This window comes from Paraburkholderia bannensis, from assembly GCF_014200455.1.
GTDB classification, from domain to species: domain Bacteria; phylum Pseudomonadota; class Gammaproteobacteria; order Burkholderiales; family Burkholderiaceae; genus Paraburkholderia; species Paraburkholderia bannensis_A.
In genome coordinates this window covers 28,396-47,550 of the sequence record NZ_JACHBW010000026.1, presented here as the reverse complement: position 1 = coordinate 47,550, position 19,155 = coordinate 28,396, and the positions used below count along the sequence as shown (strand labels likewise).

13 protein-coding genes and 2 pseudogenes are annotated in these 19,155 nt (G+C 64.8%); 8 read left to right on the top strand and 7 right to left on the bottom strand.

The features are described from left to right. Positions 1-6: 6 nt before the first annotated feature. Both F4827_RS30765 and F4827_RS30760 read left to right on the top strand, forming a co-directional pair. Entirely contained in the window at positions 7-1,305 is a 1,299-nt protein-coding gene (locus F4827_RS30765; RefSeq protein ID WP_183731717.1) for an MFS transporter, read from the top strand. A 70-nt stretch (positions 1,306-1,375) separates the two neighbouring features. Beyond that, positions 1,376-5,014 carry a hydantoinase B/oxoprolinase family protein gene (locus F4827_RS30760; protein ID WP_183731713.1) on the top strand — a complete coding sequence of 1,213 codons (3,639 nt, stop codon included), beginning with the start codon at positions 1,376-1,378 and terminating at the stop codon, positions 5,012-5,014. Position 5,015: 1 nt separating this feature from the next. Here the strand turns inward: F4827_RS30760 and F4827_RS30755 are convergent, their stop codons facing one another. After that, a complete protein-coding gene (locus F4827_RS30755) occupies positions 5,016-6,362 on the bottom strand; it encodes a DUF2252 domain-containing protein (protein WP_183731710.1) in 1,347 nt (448 codons plus the stop codon). A 272-nt stretch (positions 6,363-6,634) separates the two neighbouring features. Between F4827_RS30755 and F4827_RS30750 the strand changes: the two genes are divergently transcribed. The 4 genes and pseudogenes from F4827_RS30750 to F4827_RS30735 all read left to right on the top strand — a co-directional run bounded on the left by F4827_RS30750 (position 6,635) and on the right by F4827_RS30735 (position 10,274). Beyond that, positions 6,635-7,093 carry a hypothetical protein gene (locus F4827_RS30750; RefSeq protein WP_183731707.1) on the top strand — a complete coding sequence of 153 codons (459 nt, stop codon included), beginning with the start codon at positions 6,635-6,637 and terminating at the stop codon, positions 7,091-7,093. 101 nt (positions 7,094-7,194) lie between these two features. Beyond that, positions 7,195-9,309, top strand: coding sequence for a phosphocholine-specific phospholipase C (locus tag F4827_RS30745; RefSeq protein ID WP_183731702.1), 2,115 nt, complete (start codon positions 7,195-7,197; stop codon positions 9,307-9,309). Positions 9,310-9,598: 289 nt separating this feature from the next. Further along, positions 9,599-9,721: pseudogene (locus tag F4827_RS36055) on the top strand (aldehyde-activating protein); the annotation flags it as partial. A 127-nt stretch (positions 9,722-9,848) separates the two neighbouring features. Further along, positions 9,849-10,274 carry a VOC family protein gene (locus F4827_RS30735; protein WP_183731699.1) on the top strand — a complete coding sequence of 142 codons (426 nt, stop codon included), beginning with the start codon at positions 9,849-9,851 and terminating at the stop codon, positions 10,272-10,274. A 54-nt stretch (positions 10,275-10,328) separates the two neighbouring features. Here the strand turns inward: F4827_RS30735 and F4827_RS30730 are convergent, their stop codons facing one another. Both F4827_RS30730 and F4827_RS35615 read right to left on the bottom strand, forming a co-directional pair. Continuing rightward, positions 10,329-11,186 (bottom strand): alpha/beta fold hydrolase, encoded by an 858-nt coding sequence (locus F4827_RS30730; RefSeq protein ID WP_183731696.1) that lies wholly within the window; start codon positions 11,184-11,186, stop codon positions 10,329-10,331. 138 nt (positions 11,187-11,324) lie between these two features. Continuing rightward, positions 11,325-12,474 (bottom strand): annotated as a pseudogene (locus tag F4827_RS35615) (GNAT family N-acetyltransferase). Between the two features lie 502 nt (positions 12,475-12,976). On the opposite strand from F4827_RS35615, the gene F4827_RS30715 reads away from it, so the two are divergent. Together F4827_RS30715 and F4827_RS30710 are read left to right on the top strand one after the other, a co-directional pair. Beyond that, positions 12,977-13,522, top strand: a complete 546-nt coding sequence (locus F4827_RS30715) for a sigma-70 family RNA polymerase sigma factor (RefSeq protein ID WP_027816500.1) — start codon at positions 12,977-12,979, stop codon at positions 13,520-13,522. Next, on the top strand, positions 13,519-14,160 hold the full coding sequence (locus F4827_RS30710; protein WP_183731686.1) for a DUF1109 domain-containing protein: 642 nt from the start codon (positions 13,519-13,521) through the stop codon (positions 14,158-14,160). Before F4827_RS30715 ends, F4827_RS30710 begins: the two co-directional genes overlap by 4 nt. 94 nt (positions 14,161-14,254) lie before the next feature. Here the strand turns inward: F4827_RS30710 and F4827_RS30705 are convergent, their stop codons facing one another. The 4 genes from F4827_RS30705 to F4827_RS30690 form a co-directional block, all read right to left on the bottom strand. Next, positions 14,255-15,652, bottom strand: a complete 1,398-nt coding sequence (locus F4827_RS30705) for an MFS transporter (protein WP_183731683.1) — start codon at positions 15,650-15,652, stop codon at positions 14,255-14,257. Between the two features lie 159 nt (positions 15,653-15,811). After that, positions 15,812-16,990 (bottom strand): CaiB/BaiF CoA-transferase family protein, encoded by a 1,179-nt coding sequence (locus F4827_RS30700; protein WP_183731680.1) that lies wholly within the window; start codon positions 16,988-16,990, stop codon positions 15,812-15,814. A 19-nt stretch (positions 16,991-17,009) separates the two neighbouring features. Next, complete coding sequence (locus F4827_RS30695; RefSeq protein WP_183731677.1) at positions 17,010-18,170, bottom strand: acyl-CoA dehydrogenase family protein; 1,161 nt, start codon at positions 18,168-18,170, stop codon at positions 17,010-17,012. Between the two features lie 44 nt (positions 18,171-18,214). Beyond that, positions 18,215-19,075 (bottom strand): MaoC family dehydratase N-terminal domain-containing protein, encoded by an 861-nt coding sequence (locus F4827_RS30690; RefSeq protein ID WP_183731674.1) that lies wholly within the window; start codon positions 19,073-19,075, stop codon positions 18,215-18,217. Positions 19,076-19,155 lie beyond the last annotated feature (80 nt).

Sequence of the window (19,155 nt, the reverse complement as noted above, 5' to 3'; positions counted from 1 at the left end):
CGACAGATGGACAGCAAAACATTCACAGCCAGCGCGGGTGAGACCGCCGCACAAGAGAGCGACTCGCAGCTTTCCTGGTACGTCGAAGCGGGTCCGCGCGCACGCCGCGCATTCTGGAGTTGCAAGGTTGGCTACATGCTCGACGGCATGGACACCCAGATGCTGTCCTTTGTGATTCCCACGCTGGTCGCAACCTGGGGCATCTCGCTGGGCGATGCGGGTTTTATCGGCACCATGACGCTGCTGTCGTCGGCGCTGGGCGGCTGGATTGCGGGCATTCTTTCCGACCGCATTGGCCGCGTGCGCACCCTGCAATTGACCGTGCTCTGGTTCGCGCTTTTCACCGGGCTGTGCGGCCTCGCACAAAACTACCACCAGTTGCTTGCCGCACGTGCGCTGATGGGATTCGGCTTCGGCGGCGAATGGACGGCGGGCGCCGTGCTGATCGGCGAAGTCATCCGCGCGCGCGATCGCGGCAAGGCCGTGGGGCTGGTGCAATCGGGCTGGGCGATCGGCTGGGGCATCGCCGCGCTCCTATATGCCGTACTTTTCTCGGTGATGGCGCCGGCGATCGCGTGGCGCGCGTTGTTCCTGATCGGCCTCGTGCCCGCCTTGCTGGTTCTGGTGATTCGCCGATATGTCAAGGAACCCGAAGTATTCGAGCAAACGCGAACCGCACAGAAAGAGGCGAACGATACGCCGCGCTTCACGGAGATTTTCGCGCCGAAACTGCTCTCCACGACCTTGCGCGCCGCAATGCTGACAACCGGCGCTCAGGGCGGCTACTACGCGATCACCACCTGGCTGCCAACCTTCCTCAAAACCGAACGTCATCTCACGGTGATGGGCACGGGCGGCTACCTTGCGATGATCATCGTTGGCTCGTATGTCGGCTATCTGTCGAGCGCGTGGCTCACAGACCGCCTTGGTCGCAAGCCAAACTTCATTCTGTTCGCGGTGGGGTCGATGGCGATTGCCTTCGCGTATACCTCGCTGCCGCTGACGAACGCCTCGATGCTGTGGCTGGGATTTCCGCTGGGCTTCTTCGCTTCCGGCATCTTCTCCGGCATGGGCGCGTTCCTCACCGAACTCTTTCCCACCCGCGTGCGCGGCTCGGGGCAGGGCTTCTGCTACAACGTCGGCCGTGCAATCGGGGCGCTCTTTCCCGTGCTGATCGGCACGCTGTCCAAACAGTTTGGCCTCGGCACGAGCATCGGAATCTTCGCCGTCGCGGCCTACGGCGTGTTGATCCTCGCCGCGCTCACGCTGCCCGAAACGCGGGGCCGCGAACTCGAAACCAGCTGATTTCAAGGCTCGCCGCGAGCGAGCCTTATTTCGATCGATATTATTTCGTTATCCTGATAGAAAGCGCACCATGAATCACGCTCAAACCCCTGAAGCATGCACGCCTTCCCGCTGGCAGTTCTGGATCGACCGCGGCGGCACGTTCACCGACATCGTCGCGCGCCGTCCCGATGGAACGCTCACCACGCACAAGCTGCTCTCAGAGAATCCCGAGCAGTACCGCGATGCCGCGGTAGCCGGCATCCGGCATCTGCTGGGACTGAACGCCGATCAACCCATCACGCCGCGTGACGTCGAAATGGTCAAGATGGGTACCACGGTCGCCACCAACGCGCTGCTGGAGCGCAAGGGTGAGCCTGTAGCGCTGGTGACTACGCGAGGCTTTCGCGACGTGCTGCGCATTGCGTATCAGAATCGCCCGCGCCTGTTCGATCTCGACATCGCTTTGCCGGAAGCGCTCTATGACCGCGTGGTCGAAATCGACGAGCGCATGAGCGCACAAGGCGACGTGGTCGAAGCGCTCGATCTGGAAAGCGCGGAAAACGCGTTGCGCGCGGTGTACGAGGCCGGCATACGCGCGCTCGCCATCGTGCTGATTCACGGTTATCGCCATACCACACACGAAAGCGCGCTCGCTGCGCTGGCGCGGCGCATGGGTTTCACGCAGGTTTCGGTGTCGCACGAGGTCTCGCCGCTCATGAAAATGGTGTCGCGCGGCGACACCACCGTGGTGGACGCCTATCTCTCGCCGATCCTGCGCCGCTATGTCGATCAGGTCGCGAGCGAAATGCCGGGCGTGAATCTGCAATTCATGCAAAGCAGCGGCGGCCTGACGCGCGCCGACCGCTTTCAGGGCAAGGACGCGATTCTCTCCGGGCCGGCCGGCGGCATCGTCGGCATGGTGCGCGCGGCGCAAGCGGCGGGCTTCGAGCGTGTGATCGGTTTCGATATGGGCGGCACCTCGACCGACGTGTCGCATTTCAACGGCGAATTCGAGCGCGTGTTTGAAACCCAGGTGGCGGGCGTGCGCATGCGCGCGCCGATGATGAGCATTCACACGGTCGCGGCCGGAGGCGGTTCGGTGCTGGGCTTCGACGGTGCGCGTCTGCGTGTGGGTCCTGATTCGGCTGGCGCGAATCCCGGCCCTTGCGCCTACCGCAGAGGCGGCCCGTTGACCGTCACGGACTGCAACGTCATGCTCGGCAAGATCCAGCCCGACTGGTTTCCGCGCGTGTTCGGGCCGCAGGCGAACGAAGCGCTCGACCACGCCGCGGTCGTCGCGCGCTTCAATGCGCTGGCCGACACGATCTTCGCGGCAACCGGCCAGCGCCGCACGCCGGAAGAGATCGCTGAGGGCTTTCTGGAAATCGCGATTGGCAGCATGGCGAATGCCATCAAGAAAATTTCGGTGCAGCGAGGTCACGATGTTTCGCAGTACGTACTCACGACCTTTGGCGGCGCGGGTGGCCAGCATGCGTGTGGCGTGGCGGACGCGCTGGGCATGAGCCGCGTGTTCGCGCATCCGCTCGCGGGCGTGCTTTCGGCGTTCGGCATGGGGCTCGCCGATCAAACCGCGATGCGCGAGCGTGCGCTGGAAGTCGTCCTTGAAGAATCGTCGCTTTCCCGCGTCGAAGCCGCACTCGACACGCTCGCCCAGGAGGCCGTGGGCGCGCTGCGCGAGCAGGGCGTGGACGTGGCGCGCATCAGCACCGCGCGCCGCGTGCATCTGCGTTATCAAGGCACGGATTCGGCGCTTGCGGTGAACGCTGGCAGCGTCGATGCCATGCGCGCCGCGTTCGAGGCCGCTTACCGCCAACGCTACGCATTCCTGATGCCCGACACGCCGCTGGTGGTCGAACTCGCATCGGTCGAAGCCATCGGCCACGCCGACGCGCAGCCTGTAACGGCGATGCTCGCGTCGCGCGAAGCGGCAGGCGCGCCGCTCAAGCAGGCAGACGTGCGTTTCTACTCCGGTGGACGCTGGCACGACGCCGCGCTCTATCAGCGCGACACGCTGCTGGACGGCGATGTGCTCGACGGCCCCGCGATTATCGCCGAAAGGAACGGCACCACGGTGGTCGAGCCCGGCTGGCGGGCCGCGCTCACCGCGCAAGGCAACGTGATCATGACGCGGGTGCAGCCGCTGCCCACGCGCCGCTCGATTGGAACCGAGGCCGATCCCGTGCGCCTCGAAATTTTCAATAACCTCTTTATGTCGATCGCCGAGCAGATGGGTTTGCGTCTGCAAAACACGGCCTATTCGGTCAATATCAAGGAGCGCCTGGACTTTTCGTGCGCGATCTTCGACGCAGCGGGCAACCTCATTGCGAACGCGCCGCACATGCCCGTGCATCTGGGATCGATGGGCGAAAGCATCAAGACCGTCATCGAGCGCAATCGCGGCGCAATGCGCGACGGCGACGTCTTCATGCTTAACGACCCGTATCACGGCGGCACGCACTTGCCCGACGTGACGGTCATCACGCCCGTCTTCGCGGACGGCAGCGCAGAACCCTTGTTTTATGTCGGTTCGCGCGGTCACCACGCGGATATCGGCGGCATCACGCCCGGTTCGATGCCCGCGGCCTCGACCCACATCGAAGAGGAAGGCGTGCTGATCGACAACTGGCAGCTGGTTTCGGCGGGCGTGCTGCGCGAGCGCGAAACACGCGCGTTGCTGGCGTCGGGGCCTTATCCGGCGCGCAATATCGATCAGAACATGGCCGATCTGCGCGCGCAGGTTGCCGCGAACCAGAAGGGCGTGGACGAGTTGCGCCGCATGGTCGCGCAATTTGGCCGCGACGTCGTGCTCGCCTTCATGCAGCACGTGCAGGACAACGCCGAAGAAGCGGTGCGCCGTGTAATCGACGCGCTCAAGGACGGGGCGTACCGCTACGAACTGGATAACGGCGCGGTGATCGATGTGGCGATTCGCGTCGATGCCCGCACGCGCAGCGCGACGATCGATTTCAGCGGCACCTCGGCGCAATTGCCGAATAATTTCAACGCGCCGAAGGCCGTGTGCATGGCGGCGGTGCTCTACGTATTCCGCACCCTGGTGGGCGACGATATTCCGCTCAATGCCGGCTGCCTGAAGCCGTTGAGCGTGATCGTGCCGGAGCGCTCGATGCTCAATCCGGTGTATCCGGCGGCCGTGGTGTCGGGTAACGTCGAGACGTCTTCGGCGATCACGAATGCGCTCTATGGCGCGCTCGGCATCGTGGCGTCGAGTCAGGGGACGATGAACAACTTCACCTTCGGCGATGCGCGGTATCAGTACTACGAAACGATCGCCGGCGGCAGTGGCGCAGGCGACGGCTTCAGCGGCGTGGACGCGGTGCAGACGCATATGACGAACTCGCGTCTGACTGATCCCGAAGTGCTTGAATGGCGCTATCCGGTGCGGCTCGAATCGCATCTGATCCGTGCGGATTCGGGCGGGGCGGGGCGATGGCGCGGCGGCAACGGCGCGGTGCGGCGCATCCGCTTCCTCGCGCCGATGACGGCTTCGATCCTCTCGAACAATCGTATTCACGCGCCGTTCGGGGCGGCGGGCGGCGCGGCCGGGAGTGCGGGCCGCAACCGTGTCGAACGCGCGCGCGGCGACGTGGTGGCGCTCGGCCATATCGCCAGCGTGGAGATGGCCGAGGGCGACGTGTTCGTGGTCGAAACGCCGGGCGGCGGCGGTTACGGACGTCTGGACGCCTGACCTATTTCACGCCGGTGGCATAACGCCGGCAGTGTTCCAGATAGCCCGCCTCATGGCTGCTCGCGAGTTGCACCACGCTGTTCCAGAACCACAGCGGCGCATCGATCGTCTTCGAGCGATTGCGCCGCAATTCCGCAAGCCAGCCGCGCCGTGTGGGCGGGTCCATCTGCCGCGCGTGCGCCTTGCCCACCACGGCGGCAAGATAGAACGCCACCTTGCGCGCGTCGTCCTTGTCGAGTTCATCGATTTCGAGCTTGAGGTCTTGCGGCAGCAATTCGCGGATCACGACGGCGCGATCGAGCAGACGCGCCGCGCGCATGCGCTCGCCAAGAAACGGCGAAAGGTGGCGCGCGCCTTCCACCACGCGTTCGGCGTTATCGCGCGGCATCGACGCCTCTTCGTAACGCGGCGCGGCGGCTTTCACGCCCTCCTTGATGTCCATGAGGCAAAGGTCGTCGCCTTCGATCACGCCGCCGTCCACGTCCAGCAGCACGGCATAGCGCAAGCGTCCGAGCGAACTGCAGCCCTTCACCCAGTACGCGGCGTCCAGCACTTCCACTTCGCCGGCATCGTTGCGCCCACGCAGACCCGTGGGCAGGCTGGCAATCGACTCGTCGGCGAAAAGCGCGGTGATCGCCTTGCTCTCTTCGCGCGTGAGCGGCCAGAAGCGCTTGCCGAGCGGGATCGTCGGCTTGAGATCCTCGATGCGTTCTTCGGCCAGATGTCGCCACGAGCGGCGCACGGCGAGTTTCATCGCCAGATGAACCGGCTCGGGCCGCTCAGGCAATTCGGGCTTATTGCGCCGGGTATCGAACGCCGATTCATACCCCGCCGCAAGCGCCTCCATCATATGCACGATGGTCAGCCCGGAAAGCGACGACCCGCGCGCCGCGGTCGCAAGCGATAGCCCCAGCCGGATGAGATCGTGCGCCGGGTTGCCGATCACGGTTTGATCGAGATCGCGAATATGGATTTCGACCTTGCCGTCCTGATTCGCGACGGGGCCGAGATTGCCCGTATGGCAATCGCCGCAGATCCACACTGCAGGACCGCGCGGCAGCGAGCCGCCGTTTGCCTCGACGATCCATTCGTAGAACTGCTCGGTCGCGCCGCGCACATAGGCGTGCGGCGAGCGCGCCATTTTCAGGCGGCGTTGCTCGGTGAGGATCGCCTGGCGTTGCGCGGGTTTGGGCAGTGTCTTCGCGCGACTGGATTCCAGTTTCGCATCCTTTGAATCGAGAATCAGCGCGCTTTCTTTCTTATTGCGCTTATCGCTGTGCTTCTCGCTGTGTTTCTCGTTCTTTGTCGCCGGTTTGCTTTTCGTTTTGCTGGTTGCCTGGCTTTTCATCGGCGCCCCCTTCGCATTGACGGACGGATATTCGCGTTGTGCTTTTCCATTGTGCGCGTTTGCGTTTGCAAGCGGCGTGCCTTGAGTTTTATTACGATCTGAAAGTATTGATCCTCGGGGAATTAAAAAGCATGTGTAGTCCCGCGTCATAAAACTTAAAAGCGTTTTCGTTATGCTCCATCGCTGCCTTACCGCTGCTTTCACTGCGTTAAGGCGACGCTCGAGCCGCCTCCTTGAGCCGTTGTTGTGCCTCTATCTGTCCGGAGACTTCGATGACGGTCGAATTCGTGCCGGCGCGCCCGCGTGAGCGGAGCGCGCCGCGCAAACGTTTGAGCCTGCGCGGCGTTGTGCTCGTCAGCGCCATGGCTGCATGGGTGACGTGCGCGATGGGCGCATGCAGCGATCGCGCCGACGATGCACGCGTTGCGCTCACCACGAGCGCCGCGCGCGAGCTCGCGCAAACGCAACCCGCGCCTGCCATTTCTGCAACGCCCGCCCCGCAGCAGGGCGCGGCATCGCTTGCGGACGCGATTTCAACATCATCGGTTTCTCAGGACAGTGCGAACGGCAGCGCGGCGATCAGCGCGCAAGCCATTCGCTCGCCCGCTCGCGCGCCAGCCCCACCCGACGGCGCGAGCGGCGCGGACAGCCTCAACAGCGGCGCGGATCTCGCCAACAGCGCAACCAGCAACGCGCCGCTCGCTCCACCCGAGATTCACACCGCCGATTGACAACGGACTGCACCCGGCCGCGCGACCCCGCGCCGCCTGCCGTCGCTCGTGACGGCGCGGCGTCGCGCGTGCTTTCTCAACCTGAAGATGGAAACCACAACATGACTTCGAGAAGCCGCCGTGACTTTCTCCGCACCGCCGCGATGAGCGCCGGTTCGGCCACCGCCTTGACGATGCTGCCGCAAGGCATCCGCAACGCGCTCGCGATCCCTGCGAACAATCGCACCGGCAGCATCCAGGACGTCGAGCACATCGTCATCCTGATGCAGGAAAACCGCTCGTTCGACCATTACTTCGGCACGCTGCGCGGCGTGCGCGGCTTTGGCGACACGCGCACGATCACGCTGCCCACCGGCAAGCCGGTGTGGAACCAGCCCCTCGCGGCCGGTATCGGCGAAGTGCTGCCGTTCCATCCGACGGCCGCCAACCTGGGCCTGCAGTTCATCCAGGATCTGCCGCACGACTGGCCGACCACGCACGCCGCCTGGAACGGCGGCCGCTACGATCAATGGGTCCCGGCCAAGGGCACCACGACGATGGCCTACCTCACGCGCGACGACATTCCGTTCCACTACCAGCTCGCCGATGCCTTCACGATCTGCGACGCCTATCACTGCTCGACGATGACCTCGACGGACCCGAACCGCTATTACATGTGGACGGGCTGGGTCGGCAACGACGGCAGCGGCGGCGGCCCGGTGGTCGACAATGCGGAGGCCGGCTACGGCTGGTCCACCTATCCCGAAGTGCTGCAGAACGCGGGCATCTCGTGGAAGATCTACCAGGACATCGGCGAAGGCCTGAACGCGAAGGGCTCGTGGGGCTGGACGGGCGACAACCCGTACATCGGCAACTACGGCGACAACTCGCTGCTCTATTTCACGCAGTATCAGAACGCACAGCCGGGCAACCCGCTCTATGACCGCGCCCGCACGGGCACCAATGTGCTCGCGGGCGGTGGCTATTTCGACGTGCTCAAACAGGACGTGGCGAACGACACGCTGCCCCAGGTCTCGTGGATCGTCGCGCCCGAAGCGTATTCGGAGCACCCGAACTGGCCGGCGAACTACGGCGCGTGGTATGTCGATCAGGTGCTGCAGATCCTCACGTCGAATCCGGATCTGTGGAGCAAGACCGTACTGCTCGTGAACTACGACGAGAACGACGGCTTCTTCGATCACCTCGCGCCGCCGTTCCCGCCCGCATCGAGCGCGAATGGGCTGTCGACGGTCGATACCACCAACGAAATCTTCCCCGGCAGCAGCAAGTACGCATCGGCGCCGTATGGTCTGGGACCGCGCGTGCCGATGTTGGTGGTGTCGCCGTGGTCGCGCGGCGGCTGGGTGTGCTCGGAGACCTTCGATCACACCTCGGTGATCCGCTTCATCGAGAAGCGCTTTGGCGCGCATCACGATCTGGGCGAACCGAATATCACGCCGTGGCGTCGCGCCGTATGCGGCGATCTGACCTCCGCGTTCAACTTCGCCACCCCCAACGCCGCGCTGCCGACGCTGCCTTCGACGACCGGCTACGCGCCGCCCGACAAGCTGCGGCATCCCGACTACGTGCCGGTGCCGCCGCTGGTCGGCAGCGTGCCGAAGCAGGAGAGCGGCGTGCGTCTCGCGCGCGCGCTGCCTTATGAGCTGTTCGTGCGCTTCAATGCGAACGCATCGACGGGCAAGGCGAAAGCGCACTTCATCAATACGGGCCGCGCGGGCGCGGTGTTCCTCGTCTATGCGACGGGCAGCGCCGCTGCGCCGCTGACCTACACCGTCGAAGCGGGCAAGCGACTCGAAGATCAGCTGACGATCGGCGCGACCGGTGCGTACGATTTCACGGTACATGGACCGAACGGCTTCCTGCGCCGCTTCGCGGGCAAGCAGACGCAAACGGGCTGGTTTAGCCATGGCGATACCGCGCGCCCCGAAGTGACCGAAGGCTACGACGTGGCGAACGGCAATCTGCAACTTCGCCTTGAAAACGTGGGCGGCGCGCGTTGCCAGTTCACCATCGTCAATGCGTATGACCCGGGCACGCGGATCCAGCGCACGGTGCGCGGCGGCGACACCGAGCATCTTTATCTGGACCTGCGCAACGCTTATGGCTGGTACGACCTGACGATTACCGTCGACAGCGATTCGACCTTCGTGCGCCGCATTGCGGGGCACGTCGAAACGGGCCACCCGAGCTACAGCGATCCGGCGCTGGGCGGCTGATAGAGGGCTGCGTTCACGTGAGGAAAACCACGGCTGCGCCGCCAGGCGCGCCGTGGTTTTTTATGGGCGCGGCGCGCAACAAATTAGCGGGAGACATGACGAGCGATTTCCCCCGGCTTGCCTGCCTTTGCGGCGCGGTCAAAGTCGATCTGATTGGCGAACCGGCCGCACGCGAATTGCCATTGCGTAACCTGCCGCAACCTGCCGCGACTTCTACGCAACGCCGATGCTTTCGGCTAGCGCGTGGGCGAGCGGGAACGTCGTGGCGCATGACGCGCTACAGGTCTTTCTGCGTCCGACGATGCATCTGTTCTACCGGCATCGCGTGATCGACGTGCGCGATTCGCAGATCAAATATCTCGACGGCTGGGATGGCCCGACGCTCCAGGACTCAAGCAAGGCGTCCGACTGATCGACGGCGCCGCTCATGTCCTTCGAGTCGCTGCACCCGTGCGCGCACCGCGGCCCGATTTTGATTTTATTTTCCAGCCGCGCGCCCTACTATTGCGCGACACAGAGCACACAGGAAGGAGCAAGCCATGAGTCTTTCGCCGTTTCACCTGGCGATCCCCGTCTACGATCTGCCTGCCGCGCGCGATTTTTATGGCCGCGTGTTCGGTCTCGCAGAAGGGCGTTCAAGCGACCATTGGGTCGATTTCGACTTTTTCGGCCATCAACTGGTGATTCACGAGCACCCAAAAACCGCTTCGCAGGAAGCCGCGCACACTAACGCCGTGGACGGCCATGACGTGCCGGTGCCGCATTTCGGCGTGGTGCTGGAGTGGGAGCGATGGGAAGCGTTGGCGCAACGGCTGCGCGAATTCGGCACGCAGTTCGTGATCGAGCCGTACATCCGCTTTCAGGGGCAGGTGGGTGAACAGGCCACGATGTTCCTGTTCGATCCGTGCGGCAATGCGCTGGAATTCAAGGCGTTCAAGGATATCGGGCAGCTGTTTGCCAAATAAGGACTTGAAGCAGGCAAGGGCGCGCGCGGGAGGCATGCGCGCGCCAGCCGGGCTTTATCGGCCTTCGTAGATGAAGTTGCGCACGTGAGTATTGAAGATATCCGCGTGCGTGGTGTTCATGCCGTGCGTCGCGCCCTTCATCGTCACGCGTTGCGCAAAGTCGATCCACTCGTCGAGCGCTTCGACGTTGTTGCGGAACATCAGCGGGCTGCGCTGGCCGTCGATCAGCAGCGTGCGGCACTTGATGTCGGCGGCCGGGCGGCGCGTGTAGGCGGGCAGCGGATCGTCCAGCTGCTTGGGCAGCGTGGTGGCGTTGGCGATCGCCATTTCGCGGAACGCGTGCGTGCTCTTGCGCCACGCGCCGGGCATGCTCACCGAATCCACAAACAGTTCCAGACCGTCTTCAAGCTGACCGTTGCGGATCAGATCGGCCGCGCGCGTGCGCAGCGCGTTGGTGGCCGGCGGCAGGACGTCGTCGTCTTCTTCAAGGCGGCGCAGCGGGCCGCCAGGATCGGCCAGCACGAGCGTGCGCACCAGACGCGGATAACGGCGCGCCAGGTGGTAGGCGATGCTGCCGCCGCGCGAGTGACCCACGAGGTGCACGGAATCGAGACCCAGCGCTTCGATGAACCCGGCCAGTTCATTCAGATGGCTTTCCCAGCCGAACTCGCCCTGGATGCAGGCGTCGGCGGCCGGCCAGTAGTGGCTCAGGCTTGGCGCGATGCAGCGGAAATCGTCTTCCAGGCCGTCGAGCTGCGGCGCCCAGTAGCGGTAATCGCACAGCGAGCCATGCACGAACAGCAGCGGCTCGCCGGTCCCCCGTTCGAGGTAAGGCAGAACGACGCCCGAGTCGAGCGTCGCGAACGACAGGTCGGGCGGGGCAAGCAGGGACGGATCAATGCGTTGGTTCACTTGGAGATCACTCCATTCGCGGAGATGACACTTTGCCGCATCGGAACGCTTATGGGAAACGCATTAAATTGATGCTTGCAATCAGATTTTCTGATTGACAGCTGGGTGAAACCCTAGGTTTCACCCGTGAAACGCATCTCAGAATGTGAGACGGTAGCGCACGAAGTCATCGGCGGCGGTGAATTCGTCATAGAGCTTGCGCGCGGGGTTGTCCTCGCGCGTATGCCAATAGAGGCGCGACCAGCCGCGTTGCTTGCCCAGCGCGACCAGATCCGCGATCAATGCACGACCCACCCCTGTGCCGCGCGCGGCGGGATCGACGAACAGATCCTCCAGATAGCAGATGGGCGCGTCCACCCAGGTGCCCTCGTGCAGCACGCTCAGGCTGAAGCCCACCACGCGACCTTCGATTTCGGCGATGCGGCCGAACAGGGCCGCATCGGCATCGAGCAGGCGCTGCCAGGTGCGCTCGCTGATCTGCGGCGCGATTTCGGTCTGATAGAACGCGTTGTAGCCCGCCCAGAGGCGGAACCACGGCGCGCGGTCGGCGCTCGCAATATCGCGGATGACAAGCTGCTCAGGCATCGCGCAGGCTCGCGAGCGAGGCGCGCTGCTTGCCTTGCGCGTCGAAGTTGGCGGGCGCAAGCCAGGTTTCGAACGCGCGCTTCACCTGCGGCCAGTCGTGGTCGATGATTGCGTACCAGGCCGTGTCGCGGCTGCGGCCCTTGTACACCACGGCCTGGCGGAAGATGCCCTCGAACTGGAAGCCCAGACGCAGCGCGGTCTTGCGCGACGGCGCATTGAGGCTGTCGCACTTCCATTCGTAGCGGCGATAGCCGAGCTGGTCGAAGGCGTAGCGCATCAACAGGTATTGCGCCTCGGTGGACAGCGCCGTGCGCTTGAGCAGCGGCGAGAATGTCACGCTGCCGACTTCGATCGCACCGTTCGCCGGGTCGATGCGCATCAGCGCGAAAGTGCCCACGGCCTTGCCGCTCGCGCGGTCGATGATGGCGTAGTGCAGCGGATCTTCGGAGGCGGCGGCCTTTTCCAGGTAGGCGCGAAAGGACGCGAAATCGCTAAAGGGGCCCGTGAACAGATAGGTCCAGTCGCTGCCGTCGGGGGCGGCGCTGTAGGCCTCGAAGAGATCGGCGGCGTGGCGCTCGACATCGACGGGCTCGATGCGGCAACGCGCGCCTTCGAGCGTCACGCTTGCGGGCCGCTCGCGCGGCGTCCAGCCCTCCAGCGCCGCGCCGATGGGTTGCTGATACTCGTTCGTTCTCGCTGCCATGCTTCACTCGCTAGGGTTGGGCGACTGGGACGTCGCGTGTGCGCGGAAATAGCGCCAAAGGTGCATAAAGGTAACCCGGCGCGTGGCTCCCTGAAAGATCCACGAAGCGCGGGATCGATGGGGCCACGGTCTGAGCACCAAAAAAAACGACGCGGCCTGTAACCCGCGGGCCGCCGCGAACGAACTCACTCGACAGGCTACACGCGAGGACACTCACACGAGTGTGCGCCGCGGCGCCACACAACTGGAGAATGCGAACGTGAGCTGGGCAAACCGGGCAACGCAGCGCTGGCGGGCGGACGAAGCCGGCGCGCAGGGCGGGGCGGTGAGCGCCGCCGCGGGCGCCCCTATGCCCGCCGTGGGTGCGATGGGCCCGATGGGAACTATTGCGGCGCACGGCGCCATCGGCTACCCTCACCCGACCGCGCCCCGATTCGACGACGCTGCCAGGCACGCCGTTGCGGGCGCGGCATCCTATCGTCGCGACAACCCAGGACGCCCTTTGTACCCAGCGGAAATCCGTCTCAAAGCGCTGTTCGTGAGCGGCCTCGAAGGCGACGCCGACGCGTACCGCACTTTTCTGCAGGAACTGACGCGCCATTTGCGCGCGTATTTGCGCCGGCGCATCCCGCAGTTGCACGACGATGTGGAAGACCTCGTGCAGGAGATTCTGCTCGCGGTGCATAACGCACGCCACACCTGGCGTCCCGATGAACCGCTGACTGCCTGGGTGCACGCGATCGCCCGCTACAAGCTGATGGACTTCTTCCGCTCGCGCTCCCGCCGCGAATCGCTCAACGACCCGCTCGACGATCACACCGACCTGTTCGCGCAAGCCGACGACGAACCGGCCCAGGCGCGCCGCGACATCGGCAAGCTGCTCGACCAGTTGCCGGACAAGCAGCGCCTGCCCATCGTCCATGTGAAGCTGGAGGGGCGTTCGGTGGTGGAAGCCGCCAAGCTCACTGGGCTGTCCGAATCGGCCGTCAAGGTGGGCATCCACCGTGGCCTGAAGGCGCTCGCCGCGCGTATCCGGGGGGCGCAATGAAAACCGACGATCTCATTACGCTGCTGTCCACCGGCGTCACGCGCGTGGACCGCAAGGCGGTCGTGCGCCGCTTCGCGCGCGCGCTGCCGCTGGGGCTCGCGGGCTCGCTTCTGTTGGTGGCGATCGTGTTCGGCGTGCGTCATGACCTGATGGACGTCGCGCAGACGCCGGTCTTCTGGGCCAAGATTGCCTTCCCGCTGGCGGTGGCGATCGCGGCCGCGCTGACCATGAGCCGCCTTGGGCGGCCCGGCGTGCGCGGCGGTTATGCGTGGGCGCTGGTGGCCGCGCCGTTCGTCGCCGTGTGGCTGGCGGCCTGGGCGACGCTTGGCACCGCCGCGCCGGCCGAGCGCGTGCCGCTCATGCTCGGTTTGTCCTGGCGCACCTGCCCGTTCAATATCCTGCTGCTTTCGGTGCCGACCTTCGTCGCCGTGTTCTGGGCCGCGAAAGGGCTGGCGCCGACACGTCCGCGTCTTGCAGGCGCGGCGGCGGGACTCTTCGCGAGCGCGCTCGCCACGCTCGCCTACTGTGTCCACTGCCCGGAAATGAGCCCGGCGTTCTGGAGCATCTGGTACGCCATCGGCATGCTGATGCCTGCGGCGATTGGCGCCTGGCTCGGGCCGCGCCTGCTGCGCTGGTAAGCCCCTACGTTGAATCGCGCGACGGGCAATAAAAAATGCCGCTTCGTCGCAACGAAGCGGCATTCGGGCAGGCGAATCAAACGGTGCTACACGCTCACTGGACCTTCGTACTACCCGCGACGGTTGCGCCGCTGGCAAAGCGATCGGCGTCCGTCTCGGGCTGGATATCTTCGAGCGCCGCACGGCTCGTTTCCACCCGCAGCGCCAGAATGGCCGCGCACAGCACCGCAAGCACCACGCTCACCATCGCGATCACGCCCGACACGCCAAAGCGCCCGTACAGCAGCAGCGCGAGCCAGGGCGTGACGATCGACGAGGCGCGTCCGCAGGTGCCGGCTACGCCCGTGCCGCGCAGGCGCACTTCGGTCGGGAACAGTTCGGGGATATAGCCGAACAGGCCGAGCGTGCAGATCGTGTAGATCGCGCTCACGAGACAGAAACCCACCAGCATGATCGCCGCGGGTTCGCGCAGCGTCACATAGATCCAGCCGAGCACCACGCTCACCACCGATGCGATCAGGATGCCGCGCGCGCGCCCGACGCGATCCGCGATCAAATAGCCGATCAGGCCGCCCACGGGAGAACCCACCGACATCACGAACACGAAGCCCAGCGACTTCACGATCGACAGGCCTTGCGCCACGAAGAAGGTCGGCAGCCAGGCAATGAAGCCATAAAGGCCCACATTGACGCCAATGGCCGTGATGGCCGCAACAAAGGTGCGGCTGCGCATGCCTCGCGCGAACAGGGCGCTGATCGGCACCTTGCCTTTATGCAGATCGACCGCACGCTGCACGGGCGGCAACGCGCCCCTCTGCGCGCTGACTTCGCGCTCGATGGCGGCAAGCGTTGCCTCGGCTTCGTCGAGACGGCCGACCGATTCGAGCCAGCGCGGCGACTCCGGCATGCGATGGCGCAGAAACCACACCACCAGCGCACCCACGCCGGCCACGGCGAACATGTAGCGCCAGCCCAGATTCGGAATGATCCAGTAACCCGCGGCGAGTGCCGCGAACAGGCCGCTATTGGTGATGATCGCGAGCAGCGAAACCCATTTGCCGCGCGTGGCGGGCGGCACGAATTCCGCGAGCGTGCCGGCCGCCACCACGAGTTCCGCGCCCAGTCCGAGGCCCATGACGAAGCGCAGCGCGATCAGCCATTCGATAGTGGGCGCGAAGCACGCGGCGATCGACGCGAGACCGAACACCGCGAGATTGAGCTGATACGAATAGCGGCGGCCCAGCCGGTCGCCAAGCCAGCCCGCCAGAAACGCGCCCAGCATCATGCCCACGAACGTGGAGGAGACGAACATCGCGCCGTGATGCAGATCGGTGAAGCCGTCCTTCACCATCGAGGCGACCGAGCCGTTGGCGAGATAAATGTCGAAGGCGTCGAGAAATGCGCCGCCCGCAATCAGGCCGAGTATTTTCCAGTGAAAGCGTGAAACAGGTAGCCGGTCGAGGCGGCCGGCGGCATTGACCGTGTGCTGCATGAAGGTGTCTCCTTTGTGATGCCGCCCGCGTGCCCGTCAAGGGTGCGCTGGTGCCTTATGGATTGGCTGCCGCGCGATTATTTTTGCTTCTGTGCGCGCAGCGGATACGGCTTTGATGGCTTCTTTCAGTGCTTCTTTTACAGCGGTCTGGTTGCGTGTTCAGACCGCGCCTGCTTCGTGCAAGGCGCGAATGCGCGCCTCGTCGTAACCGAGTTCCTTGAGGATCGCGTCCGTGTGCTGCCCGAGCGCGGGCACCGGGTCCATGCGCGGCTCGTCTGCAAGCGTGAGGCCCGGCGGCAACAGTGCGGGGATCGCGCCCTCGGGCGTGCCGACCTGCGTCCAGCGCTGGCGCGCGCCGAGTTGCTCGTGCGCCCATACGGCCTGCATGTCGTTGATGTGCGCGTTGGCGATCTTCGCGGCTTCGAGCCGCTCGATCACGTCCTGCGCGCTCAGGCGCGCGAACACGTCCTCGATCAGCCGGCCCAGTTCCGCGCGATGCGCGACGCGGCGGCTATTGGCGCTGAAGCGCTCGTCATCGGCGAGTTCGGGCTGGCGCAGCACGATTTCGCAGAACTGTTTCCATTCGCGCTCGTTCTGCAGGCCGAGCATCACCGATTTGCCGTCGCCCGCCTTGAACGGCCCGTAGGGATAGATCGTCGCGTGCGCCGCGCCGTTGCGTTGCGGCGGCGTCTGGCCATCGAACGCATAGTAAAGCGGAAAGCTCATCCACTCGACCATGCTTTCGAGCATCGACAAGTCGACGCGGCGGCCGCGCCCGGTCTTGCCGCGCTCGATCAGCGCGGCGAGGATGTTCGAATACGCGTACATGCCTGCGGAAATATCGGCGATCGAGCAGCCCGCCTTGGCGGCTTCGTCGGGCGTGCCCGTGACGCTCAGAAAGCCCGATTCGCTCTGGATCAGCAGGTCGTAGGCTTTCTTGTCGCGATAGGGGCCGTCGCTGCCATAGCCCGAAATATCGCAGACGATCAAACGCGGATAGCGTTCGCGCAGCGCCTCGTAATCGAGCCCGAGACGCTGCGTCGCGCCGGGCGCGAGGTTCTGCACGAACACATCGGCGCCGGCGAGCAGGCTGTGCACGATCTCCTGCGCCTGAGCCTGTTTGACGTCGAGCGTGAGGCTTTCCTTCGAGCGGTTGGTCCAGACGAAATGCGAGGCCAGTCCGTGCACGCGCTCGTCATAGCCGCGCGCGAAATCGCCCACGCCCGGACGCTCCACCTTGATGACGCGCGCGCCCAGATCGGCGAGCTGGCGCGTGCAGAACGGCGCCGCGATTGCATGCTCGAACGTGACGACCTTGATGCCTTCGAGAGGGCGCATGGCTGTCTCCTCGGCTCGATCAGAACGAACGCGGCAGGCCGAGTATGTGTTCGGCGACGTACGAGAGAATCAGGTTGGTCGAGATCGGCGCGACCTGATAAAGACGCGTCTCGCGGAACTTGCGCTCCACATCGTATTCGCAGGCGAAGCCGAAGCCGCCGTGGAATTGCAGGCAGGCATTGGCGGCTTCCCACGAGGCGTCGGCGGCCAGCAGCTTGGCCATATTGGCCTGCGCGCCGCAGGGCTGATGGGCGTCGAAACGGCGCGCGGCCTCGAAGCGCATCAGGTTGGCCGCTTCCACGTTGATAAAGGAACGTGCGATGGGGAACTGCACACCCTGGTTCTGGCCGATCGGGCGGCCAAAAACCTGGCGATCCTTAACATACTTCGTGACGCGATCGACAAACCAGTAGCCGTCGCCAATACATTCGGCGGCGATCAGCGTGCGTTCCGCATTCAGACCGTCGAGTATGTATTTGAAGCCCTTGCCTTCCTCGCCGATTAGGTTTTCCGCCGGGATTTCGAGGTTGTCGAAGAACAGCTCGTTGGTCTCGTGATTGACCATGTTGAGAATCGGCTGGACCGTGAGTCCCTGGCCAATCGCCTCGCGCAGATCGACGATAAAGATCGACATGCCTTCGCTTTTCTTCGTCACGTCCGAAAGCGGCGTGGTGCGTGCCAGCAGGATCATCAAATCCGAGTGTTGCACGCGCGAGATCCACACCTTCTGGCCGTTGATCACATAACGGTCGCCTTTGCGCACGGCGGTGGTCTTGATCTTCGTGGTGTCGGTGCCGGTGGTCGGCTCGGTCACGCCCATTGACTGCAAGCGCAGTTCGCCGCTGGCGATCTTCGGCAGATACTTGCGCTTTTGCTCTTCCGAGCCGTGGCGCAGCAGCGTGCCCATGTTGTACATCTGGCCGTGACACGCGCCCGAGTTGCCGCCGCTGCGATTGATCTCTTCCATGATCACCGAGGCTTCCGTCAGGCCCAGGCCCGAGCCGCCGTATTCCTGCGGAATCAGGGCGGCGAGCCAGCCCGCCCTGGTGAGCGCATCGACGAAGGCTTCGGGGTAGCCGCGCGTCTCGTCGATCTTGCGGAAATACTCGTCGGGAAACTGGCTGCACAGATCGCGCACGGCGTCGCGAATATCCTGGTATTGATCGGGTGTGTCGGTCATGGCGTAGGGTCCGTCCAGATGCCTGAAAGATTCGGTGAATGGGCTCAGGCCAGCACGGCTTGGGCCGACATCGTCAGCCAGCCTTCGTGGTCCTGCGCCCAGAGTTCGATGTGTTTGCCGTCTCCGGCGCGGCGTGCGCATACCGCGAAGCCGTGGCCGAGAAAGGTCGGCCGCACGGCCTTGAAGCGGTACTCGCGCACCACGGCTTCGGGTGCGACGCGCGCGAGCGCATCGAGCAGCAGCGTGGCGATCAGGGGGCCGTGTACGACGAGGTCGGGGTAGCCCTCGACGTTGCGTGCGTAGTCGCGGTCGTAATGGATGCGATGGCCGTTGAAGGTGAGCGCCGAATAGCGGAACAGCAGCACTTCGCTGGGTGCGATGTCGCGTCGCCAGTCGGCGTCGGCAGGCGCGGGCGTGGGCGTGGGTTGCGCGGCGGTCTGACCGCGCTGGCCCGCGTGCACAGCGTCGCGATAGACGATGTCCTGCTCCTCGCGTATCGCCGTAACGCCATCGGCCTTGATCTCATGCTCGACGGTCACGAATGCCAGGCGGCCGCTGCGGCCTTCCTTGTGCTCGATCGACAGCACGCGTGAAACGCGTTCGGCCTGCGTGCCGATCTTCAAGGGAGCGTTGAATGTGATGCGACCGCCCGCCGCCATGCGGCGCTGCAGGCCCAGATCGGGCAGAAAGCCGCCCGTTCGCGGATGACCATCCGCGCCGAGTTCGGCTTGCTGCGCAGCGGACCAGAAATAAAGCCAGTGCCACATCGGCGCAAGCGCGTCGCCGACGCGCGGCACGTTGCTGCAGTCGAGCGTGGCGGCAAGAGCAGTGGCGGGAGCGAGGGAAATCGTGTCGCTGACGGACTGGACCAGCGCGCTGGAAGACTCGGGTGCAGATGCTGGCATCGCCGTCTCCTGCGCCCATCGAGTGGGCGCTTCTCATTTTTCGATCAGGAATGAGGCGACTGTATGCGAATGTTCCGGCA

Coding starts and splice junctions, on each gene's coding strand:
- F4827_RS30690 (WP_183731674.1), bottom strand. CDS start 19,075: ATGCCAGCATCTGCACCCGAGTCTTCCAGCGCGCTGGTCCAGTCCGTC.
- F4827_RS30735 (WP_183731699.1), top strand. CDS start 9,849: ATGAGTCTTTCGCCGTTTCACCTGGCGATCCCCGTCTACGATCTGCCT.
- F4827_RS30705 (WP_183731683.1), bottom strand. CDS start 15,652: ATGCAGCACACGGTCAATGCCGCCGGCCGCCTCGACCGGCTACCTGTT.
- F4827_RS30745 (WP_183731702.1), top strand. CDS start 7,195: ATGACTTCGAGAAGCCGCCGTGACTTTCTCCGCACCGCCGCGATGAGC.
- F4827_RS30695 (WP_183731677.1), bottom strand. CDS start 18,170: ATGACCGACACACCCGATCAATACCAGGATATTCGCGACGCCGTGCGC.
- F4827_RS30700 (WP_183731680.1), bottom strand. CDS start 16,990: ATGCGCCCTCTCGAAGGCATCAAGGTCGTCACGTTCGAGCATGCAATC.
- F4827_RS30760 (WP_183731713.1), top strand. CDS start 1,376: ATGAATCACGCTCAAACCCCTGAAGCATGCACGCCTTCCCGCTGGCAG.
- F4827_RS30755 (WP_183731710.1), bottom strand. CDS start 6,362: ATGAAAAGCCAGGCAACCAGCAAAACGAAAAGCAAACCGGCGACAAAG.
- F4827_RS30765 (WP_183731717.1), top strand. CDS start 7: ATGGACAGCAAAACATTCACAGCCAGCGCGGGTGAGACCGCCGCACAA.
- F4827_RS30750 (WP_183731707.1), top strand. CDS start 6,635: ATGACGGTCGAATTCGTGCCGGCGCGCCCGCGTGAGCGGAGCGCGCCG.
- F4827_RS30710 (WP_183731686.1), top strand. CDS start 13,519: ATGAAAACCGACGATCTCATTACGCTGCTGTCCACCGGCGTCACGCGC.